This is a genomic window from Leclercia sp. S52 (assembly GCF_039727615.1).
In the GTDB taxonomy this organism is placed as follows: domain Bacteria; phylum Pseudomonadota; class Gammaproteobacteria; order Enterobacterales; family Enterobacteriaceae; genus Enterobacter; species Enterobacter adecarboxylatus_B.
Map to the genome: position 1 here is coordinate 1,658,387 of NZ_CP152474.1, position 26,150 is coordinate 1,684,536.

General features: G+C 57.0%; 22 protein-coding genes and 1 pseudogene. 11 read left to right on the forward strand and 12 right to left on the reverse strand.

The window, feature by feature from the left end:
- Nucleotides 1-104 precede the first annotated feature (104 nt).
- From ssuB to ssuE, 5 genes are read right to left on the reverse strand one after another with little or no spacing between them, the layout of a single operon-like run.
- Complete coding sequence (gene ssuB, locus AAHB66_RS07795; RefSeq protein WP_347115770.1) at nt 105-872, reverse strand: aliphatic sulfonates ABC transporter ATP-binding protein; 768 nt, start codon at nt 870-872, stop codon at nt 105-107.
- On the reverse strand, nt 869-1,660 hold the full coding sequence (gene ssuC, locus AAHB66_RS07800) for an aliphatic sulfonate ABC transporter permease SsuC (protein ID WP_347115771.1): 792 nt from the start codon (nt 1,658-1,660) through the stop codon (nt 869-871). Before ssuC ends, ssuB begins: the two co-directional genes overlap by 4 nt.
- Before the next feature lie 8 nt (nt 1,661-1,668).
- Nucleotides 1,669-2,814 (reverse strand): FMNH2-dependent alkanesulfonate monooxygenase, encoded by a 1,146-nt coding sequence (ssuD, locus tag AAHB66_RS07805; protein ID WP_347115772.1) that lies wholly within the window; start codon nt 2,812-2,814, stop codon nt 1,669-1,671.
- Nucleotides 2,811-3,773, reverse strand: coding sequence for a sulfonate ABC transporter substrate-binding protein (locus tag AAHB66_RS07810; RefSeq protein WP_347115773.1), 963 nt, complete (start codon nt 3,771-3,773; stop codon nt 2,811-2,813). The genes ssuD and AAHB66_RS07810 overlap by 4 nt, the downstream gene beginning before the upstream one ends.
- Nucleotides 3,766-4,341, reverse strand: coding sequence for an NADPH-dependent FMN reductase (gene ssuE / locus AAHB66_RS07815; protein ID WP_106992609.1), 576 nt, complete (start codon nt 4,339-4,341; stop codon nt 3,766-3,768). The genes AAHB66_RS07810 and ssuE overlap by 8 nt, the downstream gene beginning before the upstream one ends.
- 248 nt (nt 4,342-4,589) lie before the next feature.
- Here ssuE and pyrD point away from each other — a divergent pair, with 248 nt between their 5' ends.
- Both pyrD and zapC read left to right on the forward strand, forming a co-directional pair.
- Entirely contained in the window at nt 4,590-5,600 is a 1,011-nt protein-coding gene (gene pyrD / locus AAHB66_RS07820; RefSeq protein WP_347115774.1) for a quinone-dependent dihydroorotate dehydrogenase, read from the forward strand.
- Nucleotides 5,601-5,768: 168 nt separating this feature from the next.
- Nucleotides 5,769-6,305: a cell division protein ZapC gene (zapC, locus tag AAHB66_RS07825; protein WP_347115775.1), complete on the forward strand. Its 537-nt coding sequence runs from the start codon at nt 5,769-5,771 to the stop codon at nt 6,303-6,305.
- Here the strand turns inward: zapC and AAHB66_RS07830 are convergent.
- Nucleotides 6,302-7,411: a YcbX family protein gene (locus tag AAHB66_RS07830; RefSeq protein WP_347115776.1), complete on the reverse strand. Its 1,110-nt coding sequence runs from the start codon at nt 7,409-7,411 to the stop codon at nt 6,302-6,304. The genes zapC and AAHB66_RS07830 overlap by 4 nt on opposite strands.
- 99 nt (nt 7,412-7,510) lie before the next feature.
- Here AAHB66_RS07830 and rlmKL point away from each other — a divergent pair, with 99 nt between their 5' ends.
- From rlmKL to rmf, 6 genes are all read left to right on the forward strand, one after another.
- Nucleotides 7,511-9,619 carry a bifunctional 23S rRNA (guanine(2069)-N(7))-methyltransferase RlmK/23S rRNA (guanine(2445)-N(2))-methyltransferase RlmL gene (gene rlmKL, locus AAHB66_RS07835; RefSeq protein ID WP_347115777.1) on the forward strand — a complete coding sequence of 703 codons (2,109 nt, stop codon included), beginning with the start codon at nt 7,511-7,513 and terminating at the stop codon, nt 9,617-9,619.
- A gap of 12 nt (nt 9,620-9,631) precedes the next feature.
- On the forward strand, nt 9,632-11,539 hold the full coding sequence (locus AAHB66_RS07840) for an ABC transporter ATP-binding protein (protein ID WP_347115778.1): 1,908 nt from the start codon (nt 9,632-9,634) through the stop codon (nt 11,537-11,539).
- Nucleotides 11,540-11,557: 18 nt separating this feature from the next.
- On the forward strand, nt 11,558-12,826 hold the full coding sequence (gene pqiA / locus AAHB66_RS07845) for a membrane integrity-associated transporter subunit PqiA (protein ID WP_347115779.1): 1,269 nt from the start codon (nt 11,558-11,560) through the stop codon (nt 12,824-12,826).
- Nucleotides 12,816-14,453, forward strand: a complete 1,638-nt coding sequence (gene pqiB, locus AAHB66_RS07850) for an intermembrane transport protein PqiB (protein WP_347115780.1) — start codon at nt 12,816-12,818, stop codon at nt 14,451-14,453. Before pqiA ends, pqiB begins: the two co-directional genes overlap by 11 nt.
- Nucleotides 14,453-15,019: a membrane integrity-associated transporter subunit PqiC gene (gene pqiC / locus AAHB66_RS07855; RefSeq protein WP_347115781.1), complete on the forward strand. Its 567-nt coding sequence runs from the start codon at nt 14,453-14,455 to the stop codon at nt 15,017-15,019. The genes pqiB and pqiC overlap by 1 nt, the downstream gene beginning before the upstream one ends.
- Before the next feature lie 255 nt (nt 15,020-15,274).
- Nucleotides 15,275-15,442 carry a ribosome modulation factor gene (rmf, locus tag AAHB66_RS07860; RefSeq protein WP_032617397.1) on the forward strand — a complete coding sequence of 56 codons (168 nt, stop codon included), beginning with the start codon at nt 15,275-15,277 and terminating at the stop codon, nt 15,440-15,442.
- Between the two features lie 73 nt (nt 15,443-15,515).
- On the opposite strand, the gene fabA is transcribed toward rmf, so the two are convergent.
- Nucleotides 15,516-16,034: a bifunctional 3-hydroxydecanoyl-ACP dehydratase/trans-2-decenoyl-ACP isomerase gene (gene fabA, locus AAHB66_RS07865; RefSeq protein WP_312188723.1), complete on the reverse strand. Its 519-nt coding sequence runs from the start codon at nt 16,032-16,034 to the stop codon at nt 15,516-15,518.
- A 68-nt stretch (nt 16,035-16,102) separates the two neighbouring features.
- Nucleotides 16,103-17,863, reverse strand: coding sequence for a Lon protease family protein (locus AAHB66_RS07870; RefSeq protein ID WP_347115782.1), 1,761 nt, complete (start codon nt 17,861-17,863; stop codon nt 16,103-16,105).
- Between the two features lie 186 nt (nt 17,864-18,049).
- On the opposite strand from AAHB66_RS07870, the gene matP reads away from it, so the two are divergent.
- Nucleotides 18,050-18,505, forward strand: coding sequence for a macrodomain Ter protein MatP (gene matP, locus AAHB66_RS07875; RefSeq protein WP_347115783.1), 456 nt, complete (start codon nt 18,050-18,052; stop codon nt 18,503-18,505).
- 67 nt (nt 18,506-18,572) lie between these two features.
- Here matP and ompA read toward each other — a convergent pair whose 3' ends face one another.
- Together ompA and sulA are read right to left on the reverse strand one after the other, a co-directional pair.
- Nucleotides 18,573-19,628 (reverse strand): porin OmpA, encoded by a 1,056-nt coding sequence (gene ompA, locus AAHB66_RS07880; RefSeq protein WP_347115784.1) that lies wholly within the window; start codon nt 19,626-19,628, stop codon nt 18,573-18,575.
- A 353-nt stretch (nt 19,629-19,981) separates the two neighbouring features.
- Nucleotides 19,982-20,494, reverse strand: a complete 513-nt coding sequence (sulA, locus tag AAHB66_RS07885) for an SOS-induced cell division inhibitor SulA (RefSeq protein ID WP_347116444.1) — start codon at nt 20,492-20,494, stop codon at nt 19,982-19,984.
- Between the two features lie 217 nt (nt 20,495-20,711).
- Here sulA and AAHB66_RS07890 point away from each other — a divergent pair, with 217 nt between their 5' ends.
- Nucleotides 20,712-21,338, forward strand: a complete 627-nt coding sequence (locus AAHB66_RS07890) for a TfoX/Sxy family DNA transformation protein (protein ID WP_347115785.1) — start codon at nt 20,712-20,714, stop codon at nt 21,336-21,338.
- Here AAHB66_RS07890 and yccS read toward each other — a convergent pair.
- Nucleotides 21,323-23,458 (reverse strand): YccS family putative transporter, encoded by a 2,136-nt coding sequence (gene yccS / locus AAHB66_RS07895; RefSeq protein ID WP_347115786.1) that lies wholly within the window; start codon nt 23,456-23,458, stop codon nt 21,323-21,325. The two genes, AAHB66_RS07890 and yccS, sit on opposite strands and share 16 nt — an antisense overlap.
- Nucleotides 23,459-23,476: 18 nt before the next feature.
- Nucleotides 23,477-23,923, reverse strand: coding sequence for a YccF domain-containing protein (locus AAHB66_RS07900; protein WP_347115787.1), 447 nt, complete (start codon nt 23,921-23,923; stop codon nt 23,477-23,479).
- A gap of 123 nt (nt 23,924-24,046) precedes the next feature.
- Between AAHB66_RS07900 and helD the strand changes: the two are divergent.
- A pseudogene (gene helD, locus AAHB66_RS07905) lies at nt 24,047-26,102 on the forward strand (DNA helicase IV).
- Nucleotides 26,103-26,150 lie beyond the last annotated feature (48 nt).

Here is a 26,150-nt window from a genome sequence, read left to right on the forward strand (position 1 = left end):
CACCCGGCAATGCTGTGCGGCCTGATGCCCGGTGGCGCTACGCTTACCGGGCCTACAAGGTCAAATATGTAGGCCGGGCAGGCGTAAGCGCCGCCCGGCTTTTTTTATCCGTGCTTTCTGGCGTGCACCTCATTTGCGCCACGCTTCATCACCCGATCCAACACCTCCGCTTCCAGCTCCGCCAGCCGTGCTGAACCCACCCGGCGAGGGCGAGGAATATCCACCGTCAGATCCAGCCCTATCTTGCCATCCTCAATCAGCAGCACCCGGTCGGCCATGGCCACGGCTTCACTCACATCGTGAGTCACCAGCAGCACCGTAAAGCCGTGCTCCTGCCATAACGAGACGATGAGATCCTGCATCTCGATCCGCGTCAGCGCATCCAGCGCCCCCAGCGGCTCATCCAGCAGCAGCAGCCCCGGGCGATGGATCAGCGCCCGGGCCAGCGCCACGCGCTGTTTTTGTCCGCCGGACAGCGCGGCAGGCCACTCGCCCGCGCGATTATCCAGCCCGACGGAGGCCAGGGCCTGCAGCGCCTGCGCTTTCCAGTTGCCTTTCAGCCCCAGGCCGACGTTATCAATTACCGATTTCCACGGCAGCAGACGCGCATCCTGGAACATCATTCGGGTATCGTCCTGGATCTCCGCCAGCGGGGTATTCCCGGCCAGCAGTTCACCGCCGTTAGGCTGCTCCAGCCCGGCCAGCAGGCGCAGCAGGGTGCTTTTACCGCCGCCGCTGCGGCCCACCACCGCCACGAATTGCCCGGCGGGAATGTGCAGTTCCAGTTCATTCAGAATGGTGTTTTCGCCGTAGCGTTTAGTCACGCCGTTGAGCAGCAGCGGCGTACCCTGATTTAAGCGAGCCGTATTCATGTGTGTGCCTCCTTTATCGCGTAGGCCGGATTCCAGCGCAGCCAGCGGCGTTCAAGCCACTGGGCGCTGACATCCGCCAGTTTGCCGAGCAGGGCGTAGAGAACGATCGCCACCACTACCACGTCGGTCTGCAGGAATTCGCGGGCGTTCATCGCCAGGTAGCCAATCCCGGAGTTAGCGGAGATGGTTTCCGCCACGATCAGCGTCAGCCACATCAGGCCGAGGGCGAAACGCACGCCGACCATAATCGAGGGCAGCGCGCCAGGCAGGATAACGTGGATGAACAGGGCGAAGCCGGACAAGCCGTAGCTGCGCGACATTTCCACCAGCCCGCGGTCGATATTACGAATGCCGTGCCAGGTGTTGATATAGATCGGGAACAGGGTGCCGAGGGCGACGAGAAAAATCTTCGCCGACTCATCGATACCAAACCACAGGATCACCAGCGGGATTAGCGCCAGGTGCGGCACGTTGCGCAGCATCTGGATGGAGGTGTCCAGCAGACGCTCGCCCCAGCGGGACAGGCCGCTGATCAGGCCCAGCGTCAGGCCAATCGATCCGCCGATGGAAAAACCAATTACCGCGCGCCAGGAGCTGATCGCCAGATGCTGCCACAGCTCACCGCTGGCGCTCAGGGACCAGAGCGCCTCCACAACGCCCTCCGGGGAGGGCAGAATGCGGCTCGACAGCCAACCCACGGAGGACGCCAGCTGCCAGATAAGGACGATGCCCACAGGGAGCAGCCAGGGCGCAATGCGCAGCAGCCATTTTTGGGATGGGTTAGCCATGCGGCTCCTTAGCTCTGGGCGACTTTACGCGGGATAAATTCGTTGGCGACCGCTTCACCCTGCTGCAACAGCGGCTGCGGCTGCGGGATCTGCGGAATGGCGACATCCAGATGCGGGAACAGAAGTTCGCCCACCTTGTACGCCTCCTCCAGATGCGGATAGCCGGACAGAATAAAACTGTCGATACCGAGGTCGGCGTACTCATTAATCCGCGCCGCCACGGTCGGGCCATCACCCACTAAGGCCGTACCCGCCCCGCCGCGCACCAGCCCCACGCCTGCCCACAGGTTCGGGCTGATCTCCAGATTTTCCCGCTTGCCGTTGTGCAGGGAGGCCATCCGGTGCTGCCCTACGGAGTCGGTACGGGCAAAGGCGGCCTGGGCTTTGGCGATGGTGTCATCGTCCAGATGGGCAATCAGGCGGTCGGCGGCCTGCCACGCCTCTTCAGTGGTTTCGCGCACAATCACGTGCAGACGAATACCGAAGCGAACCTTACGACCGTGGGCCGCGGCCTTGGCACGTACCTGCTCGATCTTCTCTTTGACCAGTTCCGGCGGCTCGCCCCAGGTGAGGTAGAGGTCTACCTGTTCGGCGGCCAGATCCTGAGCGACGTCCGACGAACCGCCAAAATAGAGCGGTGGACGTGGCTGCTGGATCGGCGGGAAGAAGAGTTTAGCATCACGAACATGAATATGTTTGCCCTCGAAAGTGACGTTCTCGCCTTCCAGCAGACGACGCCAGACGTGGGTGAACTCAGAGGAAGCTTCGTAACGCTCGGTGTGATCCAGGAAGACGCCGTCTCCCGCCAGCTCCTGCGGATCGCTGCCGGTCACCAGGTTAAACAGTGCGCGTCCGTTCGACAGGCGGTCGAGGGTCGCGGCCTGGCGGGCGGCCACCGTCGGAGAGGTCACGCTCGGGCGCAGGGCCACCAGGAACTTCAGGCGCTGGGTCACCGGGATCATCGACGCCGCCACCAGCCATGCATCTTCGCAGGAGCGTCCGGTCGGGATCAGCACTCCGGTAAAGCCAATCCGGTCTGCGGCCTGGGCAATCTGCTGAAGATAAGCATGATCCACCGGGCGGGCGCCCTCATCGGTGCCCAGATAGTACCCATCACCGTGGGTAGGTAAAAACCAGAACAGATTCAGACTCATGATTTAGCTCCTTTTGGCGCAGTGGGTTGCCAGATACGGTCACGAATATCGATTTTTTTCGGCACCAGGCGGTTGTCATAGAAGAGGTCAGCGGTTTGCTGCTGTAACACGGCGGTATGGGCATCCACCGGTTTGATGACGGTTGGCGGGCGGTGGTCAAGGTAGGTGGCGATGACCGGCTCCGGGAGACCCATCGTTTTTGCCAGCAGGGCGATACTGGCCTGACGCTGGCTCTGGGTGAGAGCATCCGCTTCGCTAAAGGTATTCAGTACGCCCTGAACAAACTCACCGTTTTTCTCCGCATAAGGGCGAGCGGCCAGATAGAATGAGCCGGTCTGTTTCAGGGTTTCGCCGTCCTTCAGCACCCGGACGCCACCCTGCAGCAGGGCCGCGGAGTAGTAGGGATCCCAGATTGCCCAGGCATCGACGTTGTTTTGCTGGAAGGCGGCGCGGGCATCCGCCGGGGAAAGATAAACCGGCTGAATATCTTTAAAGGTCAGACCCGCCTGCTGCAGGGCACGCAATAACAGATTGTGCGAGCTGGAGCCTTTCTGGAAAGCCACCTTATGGCCTTTAAGATCCGCCACGGTTTTAATCGGGCTGTTTTCAGGCACCAGGATCACTTCGGCTTTCGGTTTTGGCGGCTCAACGCCGACGTAAACCAGGTCCGCGCCGGCGGCCTGGGCGAAGATCGGCGGGATATCGCCGGTGCTGCCGAGATCGATACTGCCGACGTTCAGCGCCTCCAGCATCTGCGGCCCTGCCGGGAACTCCACCCAGGAGAATTTGGTGTCCGGGTAGCGTTTTTCCAGCAGCTGATGGCTCTTAGCCAGCACCATGCTGACGCTGCCTTTCTGGTAGCCAATTCGCAGGTTCTCAGGGGCCGGATCGGCGGCGTGCGCCAGGCCAGAGAGGGCAACCAGACCCGCCAGGCTCAGGCGTAAAAGGGATTTAAACATGGGCGACTCCTTTCTGAAGACCAAAAGCGGGAACCTGAACGTCGCGGCGATGCAGCGCCTGCCAGAAGGTCTCCAGGGCGCTGTCGAGACGGGTCTGCAGGTTCGGGGTAAAGTGGGGTTTGTGCTGGTAGTCGATCACCTGTGAGTCATCGGCAAACACGCCGTGCAGGATCTCCTGAGCCTTCAGGGCGCTGAGCACCGGCTTCAGGGCATAATCCACCGCCAGCAGGTGAGCCACGGTGCCGCCGGTCGCCAGCGGCAGTACGATTTTGTTCTCCAGCGCGCGTTCCGGCAGCAGATCGAGCAGGGTTTTCAGCGCACCGGAAAACGAGGCTTTATAAACCGGCGTAGCGACGATCAGCCCGTCGGCATCCTTAAGTTGTTCGTTCAGGGTTTTCAGCGCCGGGCTGTCGAAGCGGGCATAGAGAAGATCTTCCGGGGCGAAGTTATGCAGATTCCAGTGGAACACTTCGACATCCAGGGAAGTCAGTTGCTCCCGGGCGTACTCCAGCAGCGCGCTGGAGCGGGAAGGAAATCGCGGACTGCCGGCCAATGTAATGACGCGCATAGATGCTCCTTATAACCAATTATTTGCTTTTATCTAACATTGATAACATTTGTTGGCAGTGTGGCATTGCCGACTTATTCCACTAAATGATTTATCCGCAGAATAAATGCCAAAAAATGAATAAAGGAGGGGTGAAAAGTAAACGATTGCGTCTGGTGAGGTTTTTTTTGCCGCAGGTCAATTCCCTTTCCGGCTGCGATCGCTGATAATTCGGCCCCGGTTTGCACACCGGGAATCCAGGAGAGTTCATGTACTACCCCTTCGTTCGTAAAGCCCTTTTCCAGCTCGATCCTGAGCGCGCTCATGAATTTACATTCCAGCAGTTACGTCGTATTACGGGAACCCCGCTCCAAGCGCTGGTGCGCCAGAGAGTGATGGAGAAGCCGGTCACCTGCATGGGTTTAACCTTTAAGAACCCACTGGGTCTGGCGGCAGGGCTGGATAAAAACGGCGAGTGCATCGATGCCCTGGGTGCGATGGGCTTTGGCTCCATCGAAATTGGCACCGTCACGCCACGCCCGCAGCCGGGTAACGACAAGCCGCGCCTGTTCCGACTGGTAGAGGCCGAAGGGCTGATCAACCGCATGGGCTTTAATAACCTCGGCGTCGATCATCTGGTTGAGAATGTGAAGAAAGCCCATTTCGATGGCGTTCTGGGCATTAATATCGGCAAAAATAAAGACACGCCGGTCGAGCAGGGTAAAGATGACTATCTGATTTGTATGGAAAAAGTCTACGCCTACGCCGGGTATATTGCGGTGAATATCTCTTCGCCTAACACCCCGGGTCTGCGCACGCTGCAATATGGTGAAGCGCTCGACGATTTATTACTCGCCATCAAGAATAAGCAAAATGAACTCCAGGCGACGCACCATAAATATGTGCCGGTGGCTGTTAAAATTGCCCCGGATCTGACCGAAGAAGAGCTGGCGCAGGTCGCTGATAGTTTGGTTCGCCATAATATTGATGGTGTTATTGCCACCAATACCACGCTCGATCGTTCCCTGGTTCAGGGGATGAAACATTGCGACGAAATGGGTGGCCTGAGCGGGCGTCCGGTTCAGTTAAAAAGCACCGAAATTATCCGCCGCCTGTCGCAGGAATTAAATGGTCGCCTACCGATTATTGGGGTAGGTGGTATTGATTCGGTGATGGCCGCACGCGAGAAAATGGCGGCCGGCGCTTCGCTGGTGCAGATATATTCCGGCTTTATTTTTAAAGGCCCGCCGCTGATTAAAGAAATCGTTAATCATATCTAATCTTTTAGCATGACTAACAACCAGGGCTTTATTTCCAGCTCTGGTTGTTTTATATTCCCGGACTGTTGCTTTATTAGACATTGTAGTCTTTGATTATTGAAGTTAAAAAAAGCGAAGCGGCAATAAGGACTTTCTTACGACAGGACGTTTCGGGAACGGGAGAGACAGATGCGAATTAAACCTGACGATAACTGGCGCTGGTATTTCTGTGACGAGCACGATCGCATGATGCTCGATCTGGCCAATGGTATGTTGTTTCGCTCTCGTTTTGCCCGCCGGATGTTAACCCCGGACGCCTTTGCCGATACCGGTTTTTGCGTCGACGATGCCGCACTCTATTTCTCCTTTGAAGAGAAGTGCCGCGATCTCGAACTGTCGAAAGAGCAACGCGCTGAACTGGTGCTTAATGCGCTGGTGGCGATCCGCTTCCTTAAACCTCAGATGCCAAAAAGCTGGCACTTTCTTGCTCATGGTGAGCGCTGGACGCCGGTTACTGGCGATGCTGCGTGCGTCAGCCTGAGTGAAAATGCCGAGCAGGTGAATTTGCTGGTGGTGGAGCCGGGTGACAACGCCGCGCTCTGTTTACTGGCGCAGCCGGCGGTAACTATCGCCGGGCGCACCATGCAGCTCGGCGATCCGATTAAAGTGATGAACGACCGACTGAAACCACAGCCGGTCAGCTTCAGTCTCGAGCAGGCCGTTTAAGCTTCCAGCTGTAACGAGGTTTTCGGTACGCAGCTGCAGCACAGAATAGTGCCGTCGCCGCCGATGGCCGATTTCTTCAGCGCACTCACTTCGCCTTCGACCAGCGTGATGCGACAGCATCCGCAGATACCCGCACGACAGGAATAGGGCACGCGAATACCGGCCTGTTCCAGCTGTTCCAGTAATACCTGCTGATTGTTACCGCGTATCGTCTGACCCTGCCACTGGATGGTCACCGCCGTGGCGGGCTGTGTCTCCACCTCGGTAGCCTCTTCCTTAGCGCCTGCGCCGTAAATCCGCCCTGGCCCGGTCGAGAGGATTTCCACCTCGTCGCCCACGCGGATCACCCCGCTGGTTCGCGGGATCAGGTTCTGGCCGAAATCCACATCGCCATTATCCTGGGCGGTACGGAAGGATTGCAGGGTTTTCAGCGGCTCCCCGGCAGGGTGCTTCTGGCCCTTTTCCGGGCTGACGGTGGTAAAGATGCAGCGGCTGCAGGGTTTAACCACGTCAAAGATAACGTCGCCAATGCGGATCACTTTCCAGGTGTCTTCTTCCCAGGCCGTGGCGCCTGTGACCACCAGATTCGGACGGAACTGCTCCATCTGTACGCTGGCCGGGCAGCGCTTTTGCAGATCGCGCAGCGAGGCGTCGTTGGTGAGCAGGAACGGGAAGCCGTCGGCAAACGACAGCGGCACCGCAGCATAATTTTTGACGCGGCGCGTCATTTCAGGCCCGACCCAGCGGAGCTGCACCGGGCGGGAAAAGAATTCGCTCAGCCAGCGATTGATCGCCTCCGGGGCGATACGCGCGGTAAAGTGGTTGCCCCATACTTCGGTAGGGGCATCCGCTGGCGCAAAATCGCTGAAGCGAACGAGACTACTGGAACCGTCCGGCGCGGTGAGATGCAGACCATCCTGAACCGGGGCTGGGGTGAAGCGAACCATCTGCGGGAACTGGCGGGCGGTAATGAACGTGCCGTCCGGTTCGGTGACCATAAAAATGCGATCGTAGGCAAAACCGCTGACGTCTGCGAAGGCATGGGTAAGCCCAATACCGCGCATGGATTTGACCGGATGAATGAAAAGCCTGGATAACGTCGCCACGGCACCGTCCCCTCAAATGAAAATAAGCCCTCAACTTTATGACATAGAGCCCAGATTGGCTATAATGCGCAGCAATTTTCTTAGAGTAAAAGTGACGATATGAATTCTCTGTTTGCCAGTACGGCCCGTGGGCTGGAAGAGCTGTTAAAAACTGAACTGGAAAGCCTGGGCGCGCAAGAGTGCCAGGTGGTTCAGGGTGGTGTCCATTTTCAGGGCGACACGCGGCTTATTTACCAGAGCCTGATGTGGAGTCGCCTGGCCTCACGCATCATGTTGCCGATGAGAGAGTGTAAGGTTTACAGCGATCTCGATCTCTATCTGGGCGTGCAGACTATCGACTGGACAGAAATTTTTGCGCCGGGCGCCACTTTTGCCGTGCACTTCAGCGGCCTGAACGACGAGATCCGCAACAGCCAGTACGGCGCGCTGAAGGTGAAAGATGCCATCGTCGACTGCTTCACCCGCAAAAATCTTGAGCGTCCGAACGTCGATCGCGAAAACCCGGACCTGCGTATCAACGTACGCCTGAACAAAGAGATCGCCAGTATTGCGCTGGATCTCTGTGGCGAAGGTCTGCACCAGCGCGGCTACCGCGACCGGGCGGGTATCGCGCCAATCAAAGAGAACCTGGCGGCGGCCATTGTGATGCGTTCCGGCTGGCAGCCGGGCACGCCGCTGCTCGATCCGATGTGCGGTTCCGGTACGCTGCTGATTGAAGCGGCCATGCTGGCAACCGATCGCGCACCGGGCCTGCACCGCGGCCAGTGGGGCTTTAAGGGCTGGGCACAGCACGACGAAGCCACCTGGCAGGACGTGAAAGCCGAAGCCCAGACCCGCGCCCGTGCCGGTCTGGCGGCCTATGAATCCCGTTTCTACGGCTCTGACAGCGACAGCCGCGTGATTGAACGCGCGCGCAGTAACGCCCGTCGCGCCGGGATTGGCGATCTGGTCTCCTTTGAGGTGAAAGACGTCTCCCAGCTCACCAACCCGCTGCCGAAAGGCCCGTACGGGACGGTGATCAGCAACCCGCCTTACGGCGAACGTCTGGACAGCGAGCCGGCCCTGATTGCCCTGCACAGCCTGCTGGGTCGCACCATGAAAGATCTGTTTGGCGGCTGGAACCTCTCCCTGTTCAGCGCCTCGCCGGAGCTGCTGAGCTGCCTGCAGCTGCGCGCCGAGCGTCAGTTCAAAGCCAAAAACGGCCCGCTGGACTGCGTGCAGAAAAACTACCATCTCGCCGAGAAAGAAGCCGACAGCAAGCCGGCCAGCATTGCGGAAGATTACGCCAACCGTCTGCGTAAGAATCTGAAGAAATTTGAAAAATGGGCGAAGCAGGAAGGCATTGAGTGCTATCGCCTGTATGACGCCGATCTGCCGGAGTACAACGTGGCGGTCGACCGCTACGGCGAGTGGGTGGTGGTGCAGGAGTATGCCCCGCCAAAAACTATCGATCCGCAGAAAGCGCGTCAGCGTATGCTGGATATCATTGCCGCGACCATCAGCGTGCTGAACATCGCCCCGAACAAGCTGATCCTGAAAACGCGTGAGCGCCAGAAGGGTAAAAATCAGTACGAGAAGATGAACAGTAAGGGCGAGTTTATCGAAGTGGGCGAATATAACGCACGCCTGTGGGTCAACCTCACCGATTACCTCGATACCGGTCTGTTCCTCGACCACCGTATCGCCCGTCGCATGCTGGGCCAGATGAGCAAAGGTAAGGACTTCCTGAACCTCTTCTCCTATACCGGCAGCGCCAGCGTGCATGCGGGTCTGGGTGGCGCACGGACCACAACCACCGTGGATATGTCCCGCACCTATCTGGAGTGGGCAGAGCGCAACCTGCGTCTCAACGGCCTGACCGGCCGGGCGCACCGTATGCTGCAGGCCGACGTGCTGGGCTGGCTGCGCGAATCAGAAGAGCAGTTCGATCTGATCTTTATCGATCCGCCAACCTTCTCCAACTCCAAACGCATGGAAGAGTCTTTTGATGTGCAGCGCGACCACCTGGCGCTGATGAAGGATCTTAAACGGATGCTGCGTAAAGGCGGCACCATCATGTTCTCGAACAACAAGCGCGGCTTCCGCATGGATCACGAAGGGCTGGAACAACTGGGGCTGAAAGCACAAGAAATCAGTCAAAAAACCCTGTCTCAGGATTTTGCCCGTAACCGTCAGATCCACAACTGCTGGCTGATCACCGCCGCCTGAAAGGAAAAGTAAATGTCATTAATTAGTATGCATGGCGCGTGGCTGTCATTCAGCGACGCACCGCTTCTCGATAACGCCGAACTGCATATCGAAGATAACGAACGCGTCTGTCTGGTAGGCCGTAATGGCGCCGGTAAATCGACCCTGATGAAGATCCTGAACCGCGAGCAGGGGCTGGACGACGGGCGTATCGTTTACGAGCAGGACCTGGTGGTGGCGCGTCTGCAACAGGATCCGCCGCGTAACGTGCAGGGCAGCGTGTATGATTTTGTGGCCGAGGGGATCGCCGAGCAGGCGGAGTACCTGAAGGGCTACCACGAGATCTCGCACCTGGTAATGACCGACCCGAGCACCAAAAACCTCAACGAGATGGCGCGTCTGCAGGAGCTGCTGGATCACCACGGTTTGTGGCAGCTCGAAAACCGCATCAACGAAGTGCTGGCCCAGCTGGGTCTGGAAGCGGACATGCCGCTGGCTTCCCTCTCCGGCGGCTGGCTGCGTAAAGCCGCGCTGGGCCGGGCGCTGGTCAGCGGGCCGAAAGTGCTGCTGCTCGATGAGCCGACTAACCACCTGGATATCGAAACCATCGACTGGCTGGAAGGGTTCCTGAAAACCTTCGGCGGCACCATTATCTTTATCTCGCACGACCGTTCGTTTATTCGCAACATGGCTACCCGCATCGTCGATCTCGACCGCGGCAAGCTGGTGACCTATCCGGGCGATTACGACACCTATCTGCTGGAAAAAGAGGAAAACCTGCGGGTAGAAGAGCTGCAGAATGCCGAATTCGACCGCAAGCTGGCCCAGGAAGAGGTGTGGATCCGTCAGGGGATTAAAGCCCGTCGTACACGTAACGAAGGTCGCGTCCGCGCCCTGAAAGCGATGCGCCGTGAGCGCAGCGAGCGCCGTGAGGTGATGGGCAGCGCCAGGATGCAGGTTGAAGAGGCGAGCCGTTCCGGCAAAATCGTCTTTGAGATGGAAAACGTCAACTACCAGGTGGACGGCAAAGTGCTGGTGCGAGACTTCTCCGCTCAGGTTCAGCGTGGGGATAAAATCGCCCTGATTGGCCCGAACGGCTGCGGCAAAACCACGCTGCTGAAGCTGATGCTGGATCAACTGAAAGCCGACAGCGGCCGCATCCACTGCGGAACCAAGCTGGAAGTGGCTTACTTCGACCAGCACCGTGCCGAACTGGACCCGGACAGAACGGTGATGGATAACCTCGCAGAAGGTAAGCAGGAAGTGATGGTGAACGGGAAACCGCGCCATGTGCTGGGCTATCTGCAGGACTTCCTGTTCCATCCAAAACGGGCGATGACGCCGGTTCGTGCCCTCTCCGGTGGGGAGCGTAACCGCTTGTTACTGGCGCGTTTATTCCTGAAACCCAGCAACCTGCTGATCCTCGATGAACCAACGAACGATCTTGATGTAGAAACGCTGGAACTTCTTGAAGAACTGATAGATAGTTATCAGGGAACCGTCATGCTCGTCAGCCACGATCGTCAGTTCGTCGACAACACCGTGACCGAATGCTGGATCTTCGAAGGCCAGGGCCGTATCGGACGCTATGTGGGCGGTTACCACGATGCCCGTGGGCAGCAGGCGCAGTCGCTGGCGACAAAACAGTCAAAAGTGAAGAGCGAAGCGGAAGTTGCTGTTAACAAAGCAGAAACGGTCAAACGCAGCAGTAACAAACTAAGTTATAACCTACAGCGCGAACTGGAAGGCTTGCCGCAGCGTCTGGAAGAGCTCGAAGCCAGTCTCGAAAGTTTGCAGGCTCAGGTGGCCGACGCGTCATTCTTTAGCCAGCCGCATGACCATACGCAAAAGGTCCTGGCCGATATGGCCCAGGCTGAGCAGGCGCTGGAAGAGGCATTTGAACGCTGGGAATATCTTGAGGCTCTGAAAAACGGCGCATAAGTTAAACATGGAGCCAGTATGTGTGAACATCACCATGCCGATCGGCATATTTTATGTTCCCAGTGCGATATGCTCGTGGCGCTTCCCGCGCTCGAGCATGGACACAAAGCGGCATGCCCGCGATGCGGGGCGACGCTGACAACAGAGTGGGACGCGCCCCGGCAGCGTCCCACTGCTTACGCTATTGCTGCGCTGTTCATGCTATTGCTCTCCAACCTGTTTCCCTTTATCTATATGAAAGTGGGCGGTATCACCAGTGAAGTCGATTTACTGGAGATACCCGGCGTAATGTTCTCGGAAGATTACGCCAGCCTGGGCACTTTCTTCCTCCTGTTCGTCCAGATCGTACCGGCGTGTTGCCTGGTGATTATTTTACTGCTCGTTAACCGCGTGCAGATGCCTGCGGCATTAAAAATCTGGATGGCACGCATCCTGTTCCAGCTAAAAAGCTGGGGCATGGCGGAGATCTTCCTTGCCGGGATCCTGGTGAGCTTCGTCAAACTGATGGCCTACGGTGACGTAGGGATAGGACTCAGTTTTATTCCCTGGTGCCTGTACTGTGTCCTGCAGCTACGCGCATTTCAGTGCGTGGACCGCCGCTGGGCATGGGATAATATCGCCCCTGCACCGGCGCTACCGCAAACCCTGAAGGTCGGCGTGCCGGGGATCAACCAGAACCTGCGTCGCTGCTCCTGCTGTACGGCCATTCTCCCGGCCGACCAGGAAATCTGCCCGCGTTGTGAAACGAAAGGGTACGTGCGGCGTAAAAACAGTCTTCAGTGGACGATGGCGCTGCTCGTCACCTCCATCATGCTCTATCTGCCTGCCAATATTCTGCCCATTATGATCACCGACCTGCTGGGTGATGAAATGCCGTCGACCATCATGGCCGGGGTGATCCTGTTGTGGGGGGAGGGGTCTTATCCCGTGGCGCTGGTCATTTTTATTGCCAGTATCATGGTGCCTACGCTCAAAATGATTGCCATTGCCTGGCTCTGCTGGGATGCCAAAGGACACGGCAAGCGTGATAGTGAGCGGATGCATTTGATTTATGAAGTTGTCGAGTTTGTCGGACGCTGGTCCATGATCGACGTTTTCGTGATTGCCGTTCTGTCTGCACTGGTGCGGATAGGCGGGCTAATGAGTATTTACCCTGCAATAGGGGCGCTAATGTTTGCATTGGTTGTGATAATGACAATGTTTGCTGCCATGACCTTCGACCCGCGTTTATCGTGGGATCGTAAGCCAGAGTCGAGCCATGAGGATGAGCAAAAGCATGGAAAATAAGAGTGGAGAGGCGAAAGTGCAGAAGGTCAGGAACTGGTCGCCGGTGTGGATCTTCCCCATCGTGACCGCGCTGATCGGTGCCTGGATCCTGTTTTATCATTACAGCCACCAGGGCCCGGTCGTGACGCTGATCACCACCAACGCCGAGGGGATTGAGGGCGGTAAAACGACCATCAAGAGCCGCAGCGTGGATGTGGGTGTGGTCGAAAGCGCGACCCTGACCGACGACCTGACGCACGTACAGATTACAGCCCGCCTCAATGCCGGGATGGAAAAGCTGCTGCATGGCGACTCGGTGTTTTGGGTGGTAAAACCGCAGGTGGGTCGTGAAGGCATTAGCGGCCTTGGCACCCTGTTATCCGGGGCCTATATCGAACTGCAGCCGGGGAAAAAGGGCTCGCAACCGGGGCAGTATCAGCTGCTTGACTCCCCGCCTCTGGCACCGCCTGATGCGAAAGGCATTCGCGTGATCCTCGACAGCAAAAAAGCCGGTCAGCTAAGCCCGGGCGATCCGGTGCTGTTCCGCGGCTACCGTGTCGGTTCCGTAGAAACCAGCACCTTTGATACGCAAAAACGGACCATCAGCTATCAGCTGTTTATCAATGCGCCGAACGATCGTCTGGTCACCGGTAACGTCCGCTTCTGGAAAGACAGCGGTATCGCCGTGGACTTAACTTCAGCGGGGATGCGCGTCGAGATGGGTTCACTCTCCACGCTGTTTGGCGGCGGGGTGAGCTTTGACGTGCCGGAAGGGATGGATCAGGGGCAGCCGGTGGCGCAGAAGACCGCGTTCAGACTGTATGACGACCAGAAGAGCATTCAGGATTCGCTCTATACCGACCATATCGATTACCTGATGTTCTTCAAGGATTCGGTCCGTGGCCTGCAGCCGGGCGCGCCGGTTGAATTCCGCGGCATCCGTCTCGGCACCGTCGGCAAAGTGCCGTTCTTCGCGCCGGGGATGCGTCAGGTGCTGGATGACGACTACCGTATTCCGGTGCTGATCCGCATCGAGCCGGAGCGTCTGATTAATCAGGTTGGCGACACACCTGATATTGCTCAGCATATTGACGGGTTGATGAAGCGCGGCCTGCGCGGCTCGCTCAAAACCGGTAACCTGGTGACCGGGGCGCTGTACGTGGATATGGACTTCTTCCCGAAAGAGCCGCCGGTAAAAGAGATCCGTGAATTCTCGGGCTATAAAATCATCCCGACCGTGAGCGGGGGTCTGGCGCAGATCCAGCAGCGACTGATGGAGACGCTGGATAAGATCAACAATCTGCCGCTTAATCCGATGATTCAGCAGGCGACCAACACGCTCAGTGAGAGCCAGGCGACGATGCGCCGTCTGCAGGCTACGCTGGATAACCTCAACAAGCTGACCGCCAGCCAGTCGATGCAGCAGCTGCCTCAGGACATGCAGAAAACCCTGCGTGAGCTGAACCGCAGCATGCAGGGCTTCCAGCCGGGTTCAGCGGCGTACAACAAGATGGTGGCAGATATGCAGCGCCTCGATCAGGTTCTGCGTGAACTCCAGCCGGTGCTGAAGACGCTGAACACGAAGAGCAACGCGCTGGTATTCGAAGCGAAAGACAAAAAGGACCCTGAGCCGAAGGGGGCTAAATAATGAAAAAATGGCTAATGATCACCGCAGTGGCGGCGCTCCTGACCGCCTGCAGCTCAGCAGAGAACAAGAGCTACTACCAGCTGCCCGTGGCAGCGCAGGCGGGCGGGCAAAGCATCGCCAGCCAGGGCAACCGCCTGCTGTGGGTTGAGCAGGTGGCAGTGCCGGATTATCTGGCCGGTAATGGCGTGGTATATCAAACCAGCGATGTGCAGTATGTCATCGCCAACAACAACCTGTGGGCCAGCCCGCTGGATCAGCAGCTGCGCAATACGCTGGTCGCCAATCTCAGCAGCCAGCTGCCGGGATGGGTGGTGGCGTCGCAGCCGCTGGGTAGCGTTCAGGATACGCTGAACGTCAACGTGACCAACTTCCATGGTCGCTATGATGGCAGCGTGATCGTCAGCGGGGAGTGGTTGCTGAACCATCAGGGCCAGCTGATTAAGCGGCCTTTCCATCTGGAGCTCAAGCAGCAGAAAGATGGTTACGATGAGATGGTGAAGGTGCTGGCGCAGGGCTGGGCGCAGGAGTCCGCCAGCATTGCCAGAGAGATTTCCCGCCTGCCATAAGTAAAATTCATCGCACCGGGCCGCATTTAGCATGACGCTAATTGCGGCCTTTTTTTCGTTTTACGCTCAGGCCGTTACTTGTGCCGCGTCACACTTTTTGTACAAATGAACTTTTGAGTAGCTCACATTTATGACACTGGCGTGAATTTTGCGCATTGACGCTAAGCGGTAATCAGGGTATTCGTTATCTGTGGTTGCACATTTTGTAATCACTGTTTTCTTTTCCACCAGATCAAATAATGAGGGAAACGAGGCATGAAGAGACAGAAACGAGATCGCCTTGAAAGGGCTCATCAACGTGGTTATCAGGCTGGCATCGCCGGACGTTCTAAAGAAATGTGTCCCTATCAGACCATTAATCAAAGGTCGCAATGGTTAGGGGGCTGGCGAGAAGCCATCGGAGACAGGGCAGTACTTGCTTGATAGCGTCTCTTTAAAAAAAGAAACCTCCGCAGTGCGGAGGTTTCGCCGTTTTATGCTTGTGTAAAAGCAAAAATCAGAATGCGGAAGTGTCCTGGAACAGGCCCACTTTCAGATCATTAGCCGTGTAGATCTGACGACCGTCGACCAGCACTTCGCCATCCGCCAGGCCCATGATCAGGCGACGGTTAACAATGCGTTTGAAGTGAATACGGTAGGTCACTTTTTTCGCGGTCGGCAGAACCTGACCGGTGAATTTCACTTCGCCAACGCCCAGGGCGCGGCCTTTGCCTTCGCCACCCAGCCAGCCGAGGTAGAAACCAACCAGCTGCCACATCGCGTCCAGACCCAGGCAGCCTGGCATCACCGGATCGCCAATAAAGTGGCAACCAAAGAACCACAGGTCCGGATTGATATCGAGCTCTGCTTCTACGTAACCCTTATCGAAGTTGCCGCCGGTTTCCGTCATCTTCACGACACGGTCCATCATCAGCATGTTCGGGGCCGGTAACTGCGGGCCTTTCGCGCCAAACAGTTCACCGCGACCAGAGGCAAGAAGATCTTCTTTTGTATAGGATTCGCGTTTATCTACCATGTTCTCAGTATGCCTTATTTTAGTGAAGGACGCAGGATAGCTAACACGTGTACGCTGAACAAGTCCGATCAGTTTGGCGTGAACCAGTTCAACCAGCGTAACGGCCAGGGATAACGATGGCGTGCTTCCTGCTGTGTTGCCTGCGCAATACGCTCCTGGATGGTATGCATCAGCGTTGTCTGCCCTTCGGCATCCCACTCCAGGTTTGTCAGTAAGGGTAGCGCATCTGCAATATCTTCGATCGCCCAGAGGCTGAATTGTTCCTCTTCTACCGCGGTCAGCAGCTCCTGGCTGAGGCTGAGATGACGAACGTTCGGCAGGGGAATAATGACGCCCTGTTTACCGCTCAGCCCGCGCTGCTGGCAGACGGTAAAGAAGCCTTCGATCTTCTCGTTCAGACCGCCGACCGGCTGCGCGCGACCAAACTGATCCACCGAACCGGTAATGGCAATGCTCTGATTCACCGGCACATCGGCCAGGGCGCTAATTAACGCACAGAGTTCTGCCATCGAGGCGCTGTCGCCATCGACTTCGCTGTAAGACTGTTCAAAGGTCAGGGAGGCGGTGAAGGGGATCTGCTGCTCAAGCTGCAGTTCCGACATCAGATAAGCCTGCATAATCATCATGCCCTTGGCGTGAATGTTCCCGCCCAGCTCGGCTTTACGTTCCACGTCGATAAACTCACCGTCACCGATGTGCACGACGCAGCTGATACGAGACGGCTCGCCAAAGGCGCGCGGATGGCCAGGGAACTCAATCACCGACAGGGCGTTGATCTGTCCGACGCGTTCACCTTCGGTTTCGACCAGGATCTGCTCCAGCAGGATCTCGTCCTGCATGCGATCCGCAAGGTAGCCTTCGCGCCACTCTCGCTGCACCAGCATCTGGGAGAGCTGTTCGCCGGTAATAGTGTCGTCTTCGGTCATGGCCGCAGCTTCACGCAGCTGCTTACCCAGCCAGAGGGGACAAAGCGGCAGGGTCTCCTGATCGCCAGTGTAGCGCACCGCTTCGCGGATCAGCACCGGCCAGGCATCTGCCGCCAGGGTTGGCAGCTGCGCGCGTTCACAGACGGCATGTACCCACTGGAGCCATTGCAGCATATCTTCGGCGTCCGCGATCTGCGTGCTGTCTTCAAACTCGCTGTATACCACCTGGTCGGCCAGCTCGGGTTCCATCTCTTGGAAATCGGCCAGCGCTTCGCGATCGCCAATCAGCACCACTTTCAGGGAGAGCGGCATAGAAGGCACGGCGACCGGAAGAGGGCGTGACTCATCATAGGCTACCCAGTCAAAGCGCTGCTGGCTGACGCTGTTTTTCAGGCGCATCCACAGCAGAGGCTGGGCCAGAAGCGTGCGCAGGGAGATGAGCAACACGCCGCCGTTGGCCTGATGAACCAGGCCGGGATGCAGGGTCAGCTCGCCGTTAAACTGGCGCAGGCAGCCAAACAGCTGTTCTGCTTCTGTCCAGCCCGCCGGGACAATGTTGCCTGTGACCGCAAAACGGCCATCGGGTACGGTTGCCGGTTCAAAGGTAACAGTACGGCCGTCAATGCTGTACTCACCCCCAAAGACCGTCCCGGTTTCTGGTTGCAGCTGCCGCATGGCATCCGCCAGAAGACTCAGGTACTCCGCTTCGTCTGGCGCTTTCAACAACATGAATGGTGAGGTTGCCCACGGGCTTAACACCTGCTCCAGTGCGTAATGCAAGCGGGGCTGTGTGTCGCTGAGGATATATTCGTGTTCTTTCGCGAGATCTGGCTGTGCAAACAGTTCCTGATAGCTATCGGTATCCGGAACCAGGTCACGCCATGCAAGTTTCGTAATGGTCAAAGTTGATGTTTTTTAGTCAGAAGTAAAACGATGGAGTATACCGTAAGGCGCAGGCTCTGCCCATGAGGGAATGGGCGTTTCCGGAGATGAATGCATCGCCGCGTATCACAGGATATGATTTCTTTTCAGCAGATTGCCAAAAAACTGATATTCTGAACACAGTTACACGGTCACACTGAGATCGCGATGAAATACCAACAACTGGAAAATCTCGAAAGCGGCTGGAAATGGAAGTATCTGGTCAAAAAACACCGTGAAGGGGAATTGATCACGTGCTACCTCGAAGCCAGTGCTGCAAAAGAAGCTGTAGATTTATTGCTGACCCTCGAAAACGAACCCATTCTGGTCAACGGCTGGATAGATAAACACATCAATCCGGCGCTACTGAACCGCATGAAGCAGACCATCCGCGCGCGGCGAAAACGGCATTTTAATGCTGAGCACCAGCATACCCGGAAGAAGTCGATCGATCTGGAGTTTATGGTCTGGCAACGTCTGGCCGGGCTTGCCCAGCGCCGCGGAAAAACCTTGTCAGAGACCATCGTGCAGCTGATTGAAGATGCGGAACATAAAGAGAAGTACGCCAGTCAGATGTCCACCCTGAAAACCGATTTGCAGGCGCTGCTTTCCGGTAAGAAGTAGTGTTTTACTTTTCTTCAGACAATAAAAAACCCCGCAACATGGCGGGGTTTTTTTATAAGACGATAACTTATGCCGCTGGCTGAGTTACAACGTCTTTGATGCCTTTAACTTCGATCTCTACGCGACGATCTGGTGCCAGGCAGTCGATCAGTGCAGCGCGAGCTTTCACGTTGTCACAGGTAGAACCGGTAACTGGGTTAGATTCGCCCATACCACGTGGGGAGATCTTGTTAGCCGGGATACCTTTAGAGATCAGGTAGTCAACAACGGACTGAGCACGTTTCTCGGACAGACCCTGGTTGTAAGCGTCAGAACCGATACGGTCGGTGTAGCCCAGAACCACTACGGAACCATCTTTAGGATCCAGGTTGCTCAGCTGGGTGTACAGCTGATCCAGTGCCTGCTGACCTTCTGGTTTCAGGGTTGCTTTGTTGAAGTTGAACAGAACGTCAGACTTCAGAGTGAAGTGCTTGGTCTGTACTTCTGGAGCTGGTGCTGGAGCTGGAGCAACGATTGGCGCTGCTTCTTCCTGCTGGCCGAAACGGTAGGAAACACCTACGCTCAGCATGCCGTTGTCTGGACGAACACCAACGGTGTTGCCGTCGCCGATGTTGTTAACCCACTGGTATTCCAGACGGGTAGCAACGTCACGGGTCATTGCCCACTCAACGCCACCTGCGAATACTGGAGATACGCCAGTGTCGTGGTCGTCGCCAGCGATGCTGTTGCTGGAGTCTGCACGCCATACCATGCCGCCCAGACGGGTGTAGATGTCTACAGCGTCATTTACTGGGTAGCCCAGTTTAGCAGTCAGCTGAACGCCCTGTGCTTTGAAAGCACCGTTAACGTTGTCGCCTTTGTAAGGCATGCGGCCCAGCCAGTCGTAGCCCATTTCGAAGCCAACGTACGGGTTAACCTGATAACCACCGAACGCGCCTGCGCCCAGCTGGCTTTCGTGAGTTGGGCCGTCGTTGTTCAGAGCGTCGTTATACCAGCCAGTGTCATGGAACTGAGACCAGCCCAGTTTAGCACCTGCATACCAGGTATTATCTTTCGGAGCGGCCTGCGCTACGGTAGCGAAACCTGCCAGTGCCACTGCAATCGCGATAGCTGTCTTTTTCATTTTTTGCGCCTCGTTATCATCCAAAAATCGCCATGAGAATCTCAATGAGAGTCACGGTTAAATCCTTCACCGGGGGGCGGGGACAAAGAGTAAAGCTACCGATATCTTCGGTTTAGGCCGAGCACCCCTGGCGATGTAAAGTCTACAACGTACCTGAAAACTTACAAGTGTGAACTCCGTCAGGCATATGAAAAAAAAGTTTTGTATACACAATATTTAACATTTATGGCGAAGATTTAGGCGTGCTAAACTGGAGGAAGCCGCGGCAGACAAGACTTGTCGCGGCTTTTAGAAAGGGAACCAATGGCGTACAGCGCTTGCAAAAAAAATTCCAGGAAAACTCTTATTTTTACTTAATGATACAAATTCGAGTGAATTTTTAGCCCAGAAAGGTGTCCGTTGCCCAGAGCATTCATTCGAACAGGACGCATAATAAAGCCCAGTGCGTTACCTTCTTCGGCCGCTTCGGCCAGGCGATGTTGTTCCGTTTCGGTTAATTCTTCCGTAAACCAGCCAATCACCACGCTGTAATTCCCGGTACGCAGGGCCCTCACCATCGATTCTACAGTATGGCAGGGATCCATCTGGCTCACCTGCATCACTTTAGTCAGCGGTAAACCTGCGGATTGTACCCATTCACGGCTCAATTTCTGCTGCGGCGTCAGCCACAGCTGCCAGCGATCCTGCTGACCAAGCTGCTGTAACAGGGGCAGCAATAACAGCTGCGTCATCATGGGCTGGTCTTCACGGTAAAGCACTTCACTAATCAGCCCGGTGGACATGTACGCAGCAGCGGAACTCCGTGCACTTTTGCCAGCGGAAGAAGAGAAAGTTGTTGAACGGTTTGCATAGCCTGAAGAGTACATAATCAATCCAGCCCTGTAGTTACTGTATGGATATACAGTAACCCCTGTACGTCTAAAGATCAACCTCATTTTCGGAAAGCTCCTCGCAAATTTGGTTTGTTATTCAGACCGATTGAAAAATCATCTTGCCGTTCGATCATAACTTACCTATTTTTTGGCTAACGGATCCGTTAACAAACGACTTTACTATTACTGCATGATTTAAAAGGGAAATATCATGAAAAAGTTATCCTATGAGCGGATCTATCAATCTACGAAATATCTTTCATCACTCGGTGATGTTGAGCATCGGGCCCTGTTCGGCGGATACACCCTGGCGGTGGATGATGCGGTCTTTGCGATGGTCTCAGAGGGGGAGTTATACCTGCGCGCCTGTGAAGAGAGCGCACAGTACTGCGTCAAAAATGCCTCCTCTTACTTAACGCTGGTGAAGCGGGGGCGCGCGGTATTGCTGAACTATTACCGTGTCGATGAGGCGCTCTGGCAGGATCGGGATAAGCTCCTGCAGCTCTCCTCATTTGCCCTCGAAGCCGCGCGGCGGGAGCGCCGCGAGCGGTACAAGCGCGACAGGCTGAAAGATTTACCCAATCTCACCTTTCAGCTTGAGATCCTGCTAAACGAGGCGGGCATCAGCAACGAAGAGGCGTTACGCACCCTCGGCGCCGAGAAGTGCTGGCTGAAGATCAGGGAACTTAACAAGCACCTGAGCTACAAGGTGCTGTTTGCGCTGGAAGGGGCAATCGTCGGTCTGCACGAGGCGGCGCTCCCGGAGAACAGACGCCGGGAGCTGGTGGAGTGGTACAAAAGGCTGCCGGTGGATAACAGCACTCACTCTGGCAGTTGATTAACGTGCTGCTGTAAACGACAAATTTCTGGCAGCAACGCGATAAGCAGACCGATTTGCTGCAGCACCAGCGGCGCTTTGCTCTCGGCACCCGGTTCAATATGCGAAATGCGTTGCGCCAGTTCGGTCAGAGCCTGCTGAACCCGAGGTTCATCCGCCGGGCGTTGATGCAGCGCATCATCTACATAGCAAACGGCATCATCAAGCAATGCCAGGATGGCTGGGCTGGTCAGCCGCTCGCGGTGCGCACCCAACGCCGAAATGTAGCTGGTAAAGGTGTGGTTCAGGCACAACAGACGGAACGCAACCTCGCGCGTTTCCGCTGTCGCCCGCGGTTCCGTGGACATGTTTGAGACTACCGACGCCAGTTCCGCGTCGCGGTTATAGGCATCACGCCGGGCAATGCGATACGCCAGGCGATTATCGCGGCCCTGATGATACTGCTCAAGGATGGCATCCAGATACCGGCAGTTGGCATTCATCGCCTGATCCAGCACGCGCGGCAGATTACGGAAGCGCCAGTCTGGCCAGATAAAGCTTACTGCGGCCCAGGCAATGGCGCAGCCAATCAGGGTATCGATGACGCGCGGTAGCGCCACTTCAAAGCCTTCCCCGAGCAGGTTGAAACAGAGCAACACCAGCAGGGTAATAAACATGGTGGCATGCGCGTACTGAACATTGCGAAACGCAAAAAACAGCACCCCGGTGATCACAATCAAGATCAGCTGGCCTTCCAGGGAGGGAACGAAGTAGAGGATGGGCAGCCCGATGGCGACCCCGACCAGCGTACCGATAATACGCAGCGCCAGCCGGTGGCGGGTGGCATTGTAGTTCGGCTGACAGACAAACAGGCTGGTCAGCAAAATCCAGTAGCCGTGATTAAGCCCGGTTATCTGTATAAAGGCATAGCCAATACAAAGTACTAGCGACATCCTCACCGCATGGCGGAACAGCGCTGATTCCGGTGAAAAGTTGCGGCTTAAGCGCAGCCACATATCGCTGAAACCGTGCAGGCTATCGTCGGCAAGCTGGTTCTCCACATCATTGCGGGGCATAGCCAGCGCCTGCTCGGATTCGATGGTGGCGAGCTGGGCGTCAATGGCGCGCAGGTTGTTCAGCAGAAAACCCAGCGCTTTCATCTGTTCTGCTGAGGTCCCGCTGGCCTGGACGCGATCGAGCGCCGCATCCAGGTGCGTGAAGGCCCGCTCAAACCGTGGATCGTGCTGATAGGGGGTGCGCAGCAGGATAGATCGTGACAGCTGATGGCAGGCCTGCGACTGCATGGAGAGCAGGCGCTGGAAGCGAAACATCACGTCGCTGTAGCGAAACTTCTCGCGCAGATCGGCGTACTGAATATGCGAGGAGCTGGCGCGCTCGTGAATATCCTGCGCCACAAAGTAGTAGTGCAGGGTGCGGCGGGTGCCGCGCTGACCGCGATCGCCGCGCAACCGGGTAAGCAGCGAGGCTTTAGTCTGGTTCAGCGTGGTCACCAGCTGGCCGTTCGCCAGCGCCAGATCGTACAGCGGCGCCTGGCCATCGCCTTCAATGTCCGGGTCAAAGAGCCGGGACTTGAGCTCCAGATAGTGCGCCAGCTGCTCATAGCTGCGGGCCAGATTGTCCTGCAAGGGGCGAATGGGGAAAATCAGGTGTCCGGCCAGGGTAAGCAGGTTATACCAGACAGCCCCCAGCAACAGCAGAACCGGCTGCTGATACCACTGGTCGTAAAGCGACACCCCCAGCATGGTATAGATAGCAATCAGCAGCGCGCCAAAGGCAATGGTGGCGTAGCGCTGTCCCAGCCCGCCCAGCAGGATGAATACGCTGGTGGAGAGCATCAGGCCGATGGCGAACAGCCACGGCCAGGGGAAAAGCAGCTCTACCGACGCCGAGGCGATAAAAAAGCAGATCAGCGTGATCACCAGATTGCGCAGCCGACCGGCGAGACGGTCATCCAGATCGGCCAGCGCACCGGCCACGACGCCCAGCGTCAGCGGAATGGTGAGCTTCACGTCGCCCAGCCACCAGGGCAGGGCGGTGCTGCCGCACAGGGCAATAAAGATCCTGACGTTATACAGCCAGGCGCTGTTGAGGGTGTAGCGGCGAAGCAGCGGGCTTAGCATGAGCGCTCGGGATCCTTGTTACGGAAAACGACGGCGGGCGTTGGCTTCCCGGGCGGCGCGGGCCACTTCTACCGGAACGACCCGGCGTCCGACAGGCCACAGGGCAATGGCGGCAATTTTGAAATTGGCGATCCCGACCGGGATACCAATAAGCGTAATGCACTGGGCGATCCCCGCCGCAATGTGCATGACACACAGCCACCAGCCGAAGAAGATCAGCCACAGGATGTTGAGCAGTGTTCCGCCGGTGTTCATCAGCGCGTTTTTGCTGCCAGGCTCCAGCTCATCCACGTGGACCGCTTCATTACCGTACGGAACCAGCGACAGTTTGGTGATCTCCCAGCAGGAACGGGTCAGCGGCAGGGTGAAGATCAGCACCACGCTGATCAGCGTTGCCAGCAGCCAGGCGAGCGTGGTGGCAAAACCACCGAGGACAAAATTCAAAATATTCAGAACGGTACGCATAAAACCTCAATTCTTTCCGTAATGTTGAAGCCCTGCTGATTGTAACGTTTTTTTGCGCTGGAGCACCTGAAAACTGGCAGTTAAACTATCAGGCAATTACTCACGTTGTGGATCGGGCTGGACATGGAACTGAAAGCAACTTCGTTAGGCAAGCGCCTGGCACAACATCCGTACGACAAAGTCGTTCTGCTCAACGCCGGGGTGAAAGTCTCAGGTGAACGCCACGAATACCTCATTCCCTTCAATCAGCTGCTGGCGATTCACTGCAAGCGCGGCCTGGTCTGGGGCGAGCTGGAGTTTGTCCTGCCGGAAGAGAAAGTGGTGCGGCTGCACGGTACGGAGTGGGCGGAAACCCAGCGTTTTCACCATCATCTGAACACGCTCTGGCAGCAATGGAGTGCTGAAATGAGTGAGGTGGCGGCGCAGGTGCTGCAAAACGCGCTGAATGACATCGCCACCAGCAACGCGCAAAACAGCTGGATGACGCGGGATAAAACGCAGGGCCTGCAGCAAAAGATTAACCAGGCGATCCAGGCCCTTCCGCTGTCGGTTTCACGTCTGGAGGAGTTCGATAACTGCCGGGACGCCTGGCGTCAGTGCCGGGCCTGGCTGGAGGATATTGACCAGAGCCGGCTGGCGCATAACCAGGCGTGGACCACCGCCATGCTCAGCCAGTATGCTGACTTTTTTTGCCGGTATTGAGTCTTCCCCTTTGAATCCGGCCCAGGCCCGGGCGGTGGTTAACGGTGAGCAGTCGCTGCTGGTGCTGGCGGGAGCCGGCAGCGGTAAAACCTCGGTGCTGGTGGCGCGGGCGGGCTGGCTGCTGACCCGCAATGAAGCCGTTCCCGAGCAAATCTTACTCCTGGCCTTTGGCCGTAAGGCAGCCCAGGAGATGGATGAGCGGATCGAGGCGCGGCTGCACACCCGCGACATTACCGCCAGAACCTTCCACTCCCTGGCCCTGCACATCATCCAGCAGGGGAGCAAAAAGGTGCCGGTCGTCAGCAAGCTTGAGAATGACACCGTGGCGCGGCAACAGATTTTTATCGAGGCCTGGAAACAGCAGTGCAGTGAGAAAAAAGCGCAGGCCAAGGGCTGGCGTCAGTGGCTCGAAGAGGAGCTTGACTGGAGCGTACCGGAAGGCAGTTTCTGGCAAAACGAGAAGCTGGCGCGTCGGCTGGCTCCGCGGCTCGATCGCTGGGTAAGCCTGATGCGGATGCACGGCGGCGCGCAGGCCGAGATGATTGCCGGTGCGCCCGAAGAGGTCCGGGCCCTGTTCTCAAAACGGGTGAAGTTAATGGCCCCGCTGTTAAAAGCGTGGAAAACCGCCCTCAAGGAAGAAAATGCCGTCGATTTTTCCGGGTTGATCCATCAGGCGATCGTGATCCTCGAGAAAGGCCGCTTTATCAGCCCCTGGAAGCACATCCTGGTGGACGAGTTTCAGGATATCTCCCCCCAGCGCGCGGCGCTGCTGGCAGCGCTGCGGGCGCAGAATAAGCACACCACCCTCTTTGCCGTGGGGGATGACTGGCAGGCGATCTACCGCTTTAGCGGCGCGCAACTGTCACTGACCACGGCGTTTCATCACTACTTTGGCGAGGGCGATCGCTGCGATCTCGACACCACCTACCGCTTCAATAACCGGATCGGTGAGATCGCCAACCGGTTTATCCAGCAGAACCCGCACCAGCTGGCAAAACCGCTGAACAGCCTGTCGGCAGGCGATAAAAAAGCGGTCACGCTGCTGGCTGAAGATCAGCTCGATGCCCTGCTGGATAAACTGAGCGGTTACGCCAGGCCGGAAGAGCGCATTCTGGTGCTGGCGCGCTATCACCACCTCAAGCCCGCCAGCCTGGAGAAAGCCGCGACCCGCTGGCCGAAACTGCAGCTCGATTTTTTGACCATTCACGCCAGCAAGGGGCAGCAGGCAGATTACGTCATTGTGGTGGGGTTGCAGGAAGGGAGCGATGGTTTCCCGGCACCTGCGCGTGAATCGGTGATGGAGCAAGCGCTGCTACCTGAGGTGGAAGATTTTCCCGATGCCGAGGAGCGGCGGTTGTTGTACGTGGCGATAACCCGCGCCCGTCACCGCGTCTGGCTGCTGTTTAACAAAGAGCAGCCTTCACGCTTTGTGGACATGTTGAAAGAGATTGATGTGCCGGTGGCGCGAAAACCGTAGCGATAATTTGCCCGGCGGCGCTTCGCTTGCGCGGGCCTACGGGTTGTG

What these genes read in the sequence shown, in the direction of transcription:
- pyrD (WP_347115774.1), top strand. Translation starts at nt 4,590, where the DNA reads ATGTACTACCCCTTCGTTCGTAAAGCCCTTTTCCAGCTCGATCCTGAG.
- ssuB (WP_347115770.1), bottom strand. Translation starts at nt 872, where the DNA reads ATGAATACGGCTCGCTTAAATCAGGGTACGCCGCTGCTGCTCAACGGC.
- matP (WP_347115783.1), top strand. Translation starts at nt 18,050, where the DNA reads ATGAAATACCAACAACTGGAAAATCTCGAAAGCGGCTGGAAATGGAAG.
- zapC (WP_347115775.1), top strand. Translation starts at nt 5,769, where the DNA reads ATGCGAATTAAACCTGACGATAACTGGCGCTGGTATTTCTGTGACGAG.
- pqiB (WP_347115780.1), top strand. Translation starts at nt 12,816, where the DNA reads ATGGAAAATAAGAGTGGAGAGGCGAAAGTGCAGAAGGTCAGGAACTGG.
- yccS (WP_347115786.1), bottom strand. Translation starts at nt 23,458, where the DNA reads ATGCTAAGCCCGCTGCTTCGCCGCTACACCCTCAACAGCGCCTGGCTG.
- AAHB66_RS07810 (WP_347115773.1), bottom strand. Translation starts at nt 3,773, where the DNA reads ATGTTTAAATCCCTTTTACGCCTGAGCCTGGCGGGTCTGGTTGCCCTC.
- pqiA (WP_347115779.1), top strand. Translation starts at nt 11,558, where the DNA reads ATGTGTGAACATCACCATGCCGATCGGCATATTTTATGTTCCCAGTGC.
- AAHB66_RS07840 (WP_347115778.1), top strand. Translation starts at nt 9,632, where the DNA reads ATGTCATTAATTAGTATGCATGGCGCGTGGCTGTCATTCAGCGACGCA.
- ssuD (WP_347115772.1), bottom strand. Translation starts at nt 2,814, where the DNA reads ATGAGTCTGAATCTGTTCTGGTTTTTACCTACCCACGGTGATGGGTAC.
- sulA (WP_347116444.1), bottom strand. Translation starts at nt 20,494, where the DNA reads ATGTACTCTTCAGGCTATGCAAACCGTTCAACAACTTTCTCTTCTTCC.
- ssuC (WP_347115771.1), bottom strand. Translation starts at nt 1,660, where the DNA reads ATGGCTAACCCATCCCAAAAATGGCTGCTGCGCATTGCGCCCTGGCTG.
- ssuE (WP_106992609.1), bottom strand. Translation starts at nt 4,341, where the DNA reads ATGCGCGTCATTACATTGGCCGGCAGTCCGCGATTTCCTTCCCGCTCC.
- rlmKL (WP_347115777.1), top strand. Translation starts at nt 7,511, where the DNA reads ATGAATTCTCTGTTTGCCAGTACGGCCCGTGGGCTGGAAGAGCTGTTA.
- rmf (WP_032617397.1), top strand. Translation starts at nt 15,275, where the DNA reads ATGAAGAGACAGAAACGAGATCGCCTTGAAAGGGCTCATCAACGTGGT.
- AAHB66_RS07900 (WP_347115787.1), bottom strand. Translation starts at nt 23,923, where the DNA reads ATGCGTACCGTTCTGAATATTTTGAATTTTGTCCTCGGTGGTTTTGCC.
- AAHB66_RS07890 (WP_347115785.1), top strand. Translation starts at nt 20,712, where the DNA reads ATGAAAAAGTTATCCTATGAGCGGATCTATCAATCTACGAAATATCTT.
- pqiC (WP_347115781.1), top strand. Translation starts at nt 14,453, where the DNA reads ATGAAAAAATGGCTAATGATCACCGCAGTGGCGGCGCTCCTGACCGCC.
- fabA (WP_312188723.1), bottom strand. Translation starts at nt 16,034, where the DNA reads ATGGTAGATAAACGCGAATCCTATACAAAAGAAGATCTTCTTGCCTCT.
- ompA (WP_347115784.1), bottom strand. Translation starts at nt 19,628, where the DNA reads ATGAAAAAGACAGCTATCGCGATTGCAGTGGCACTGGCAGGTTTCGCT.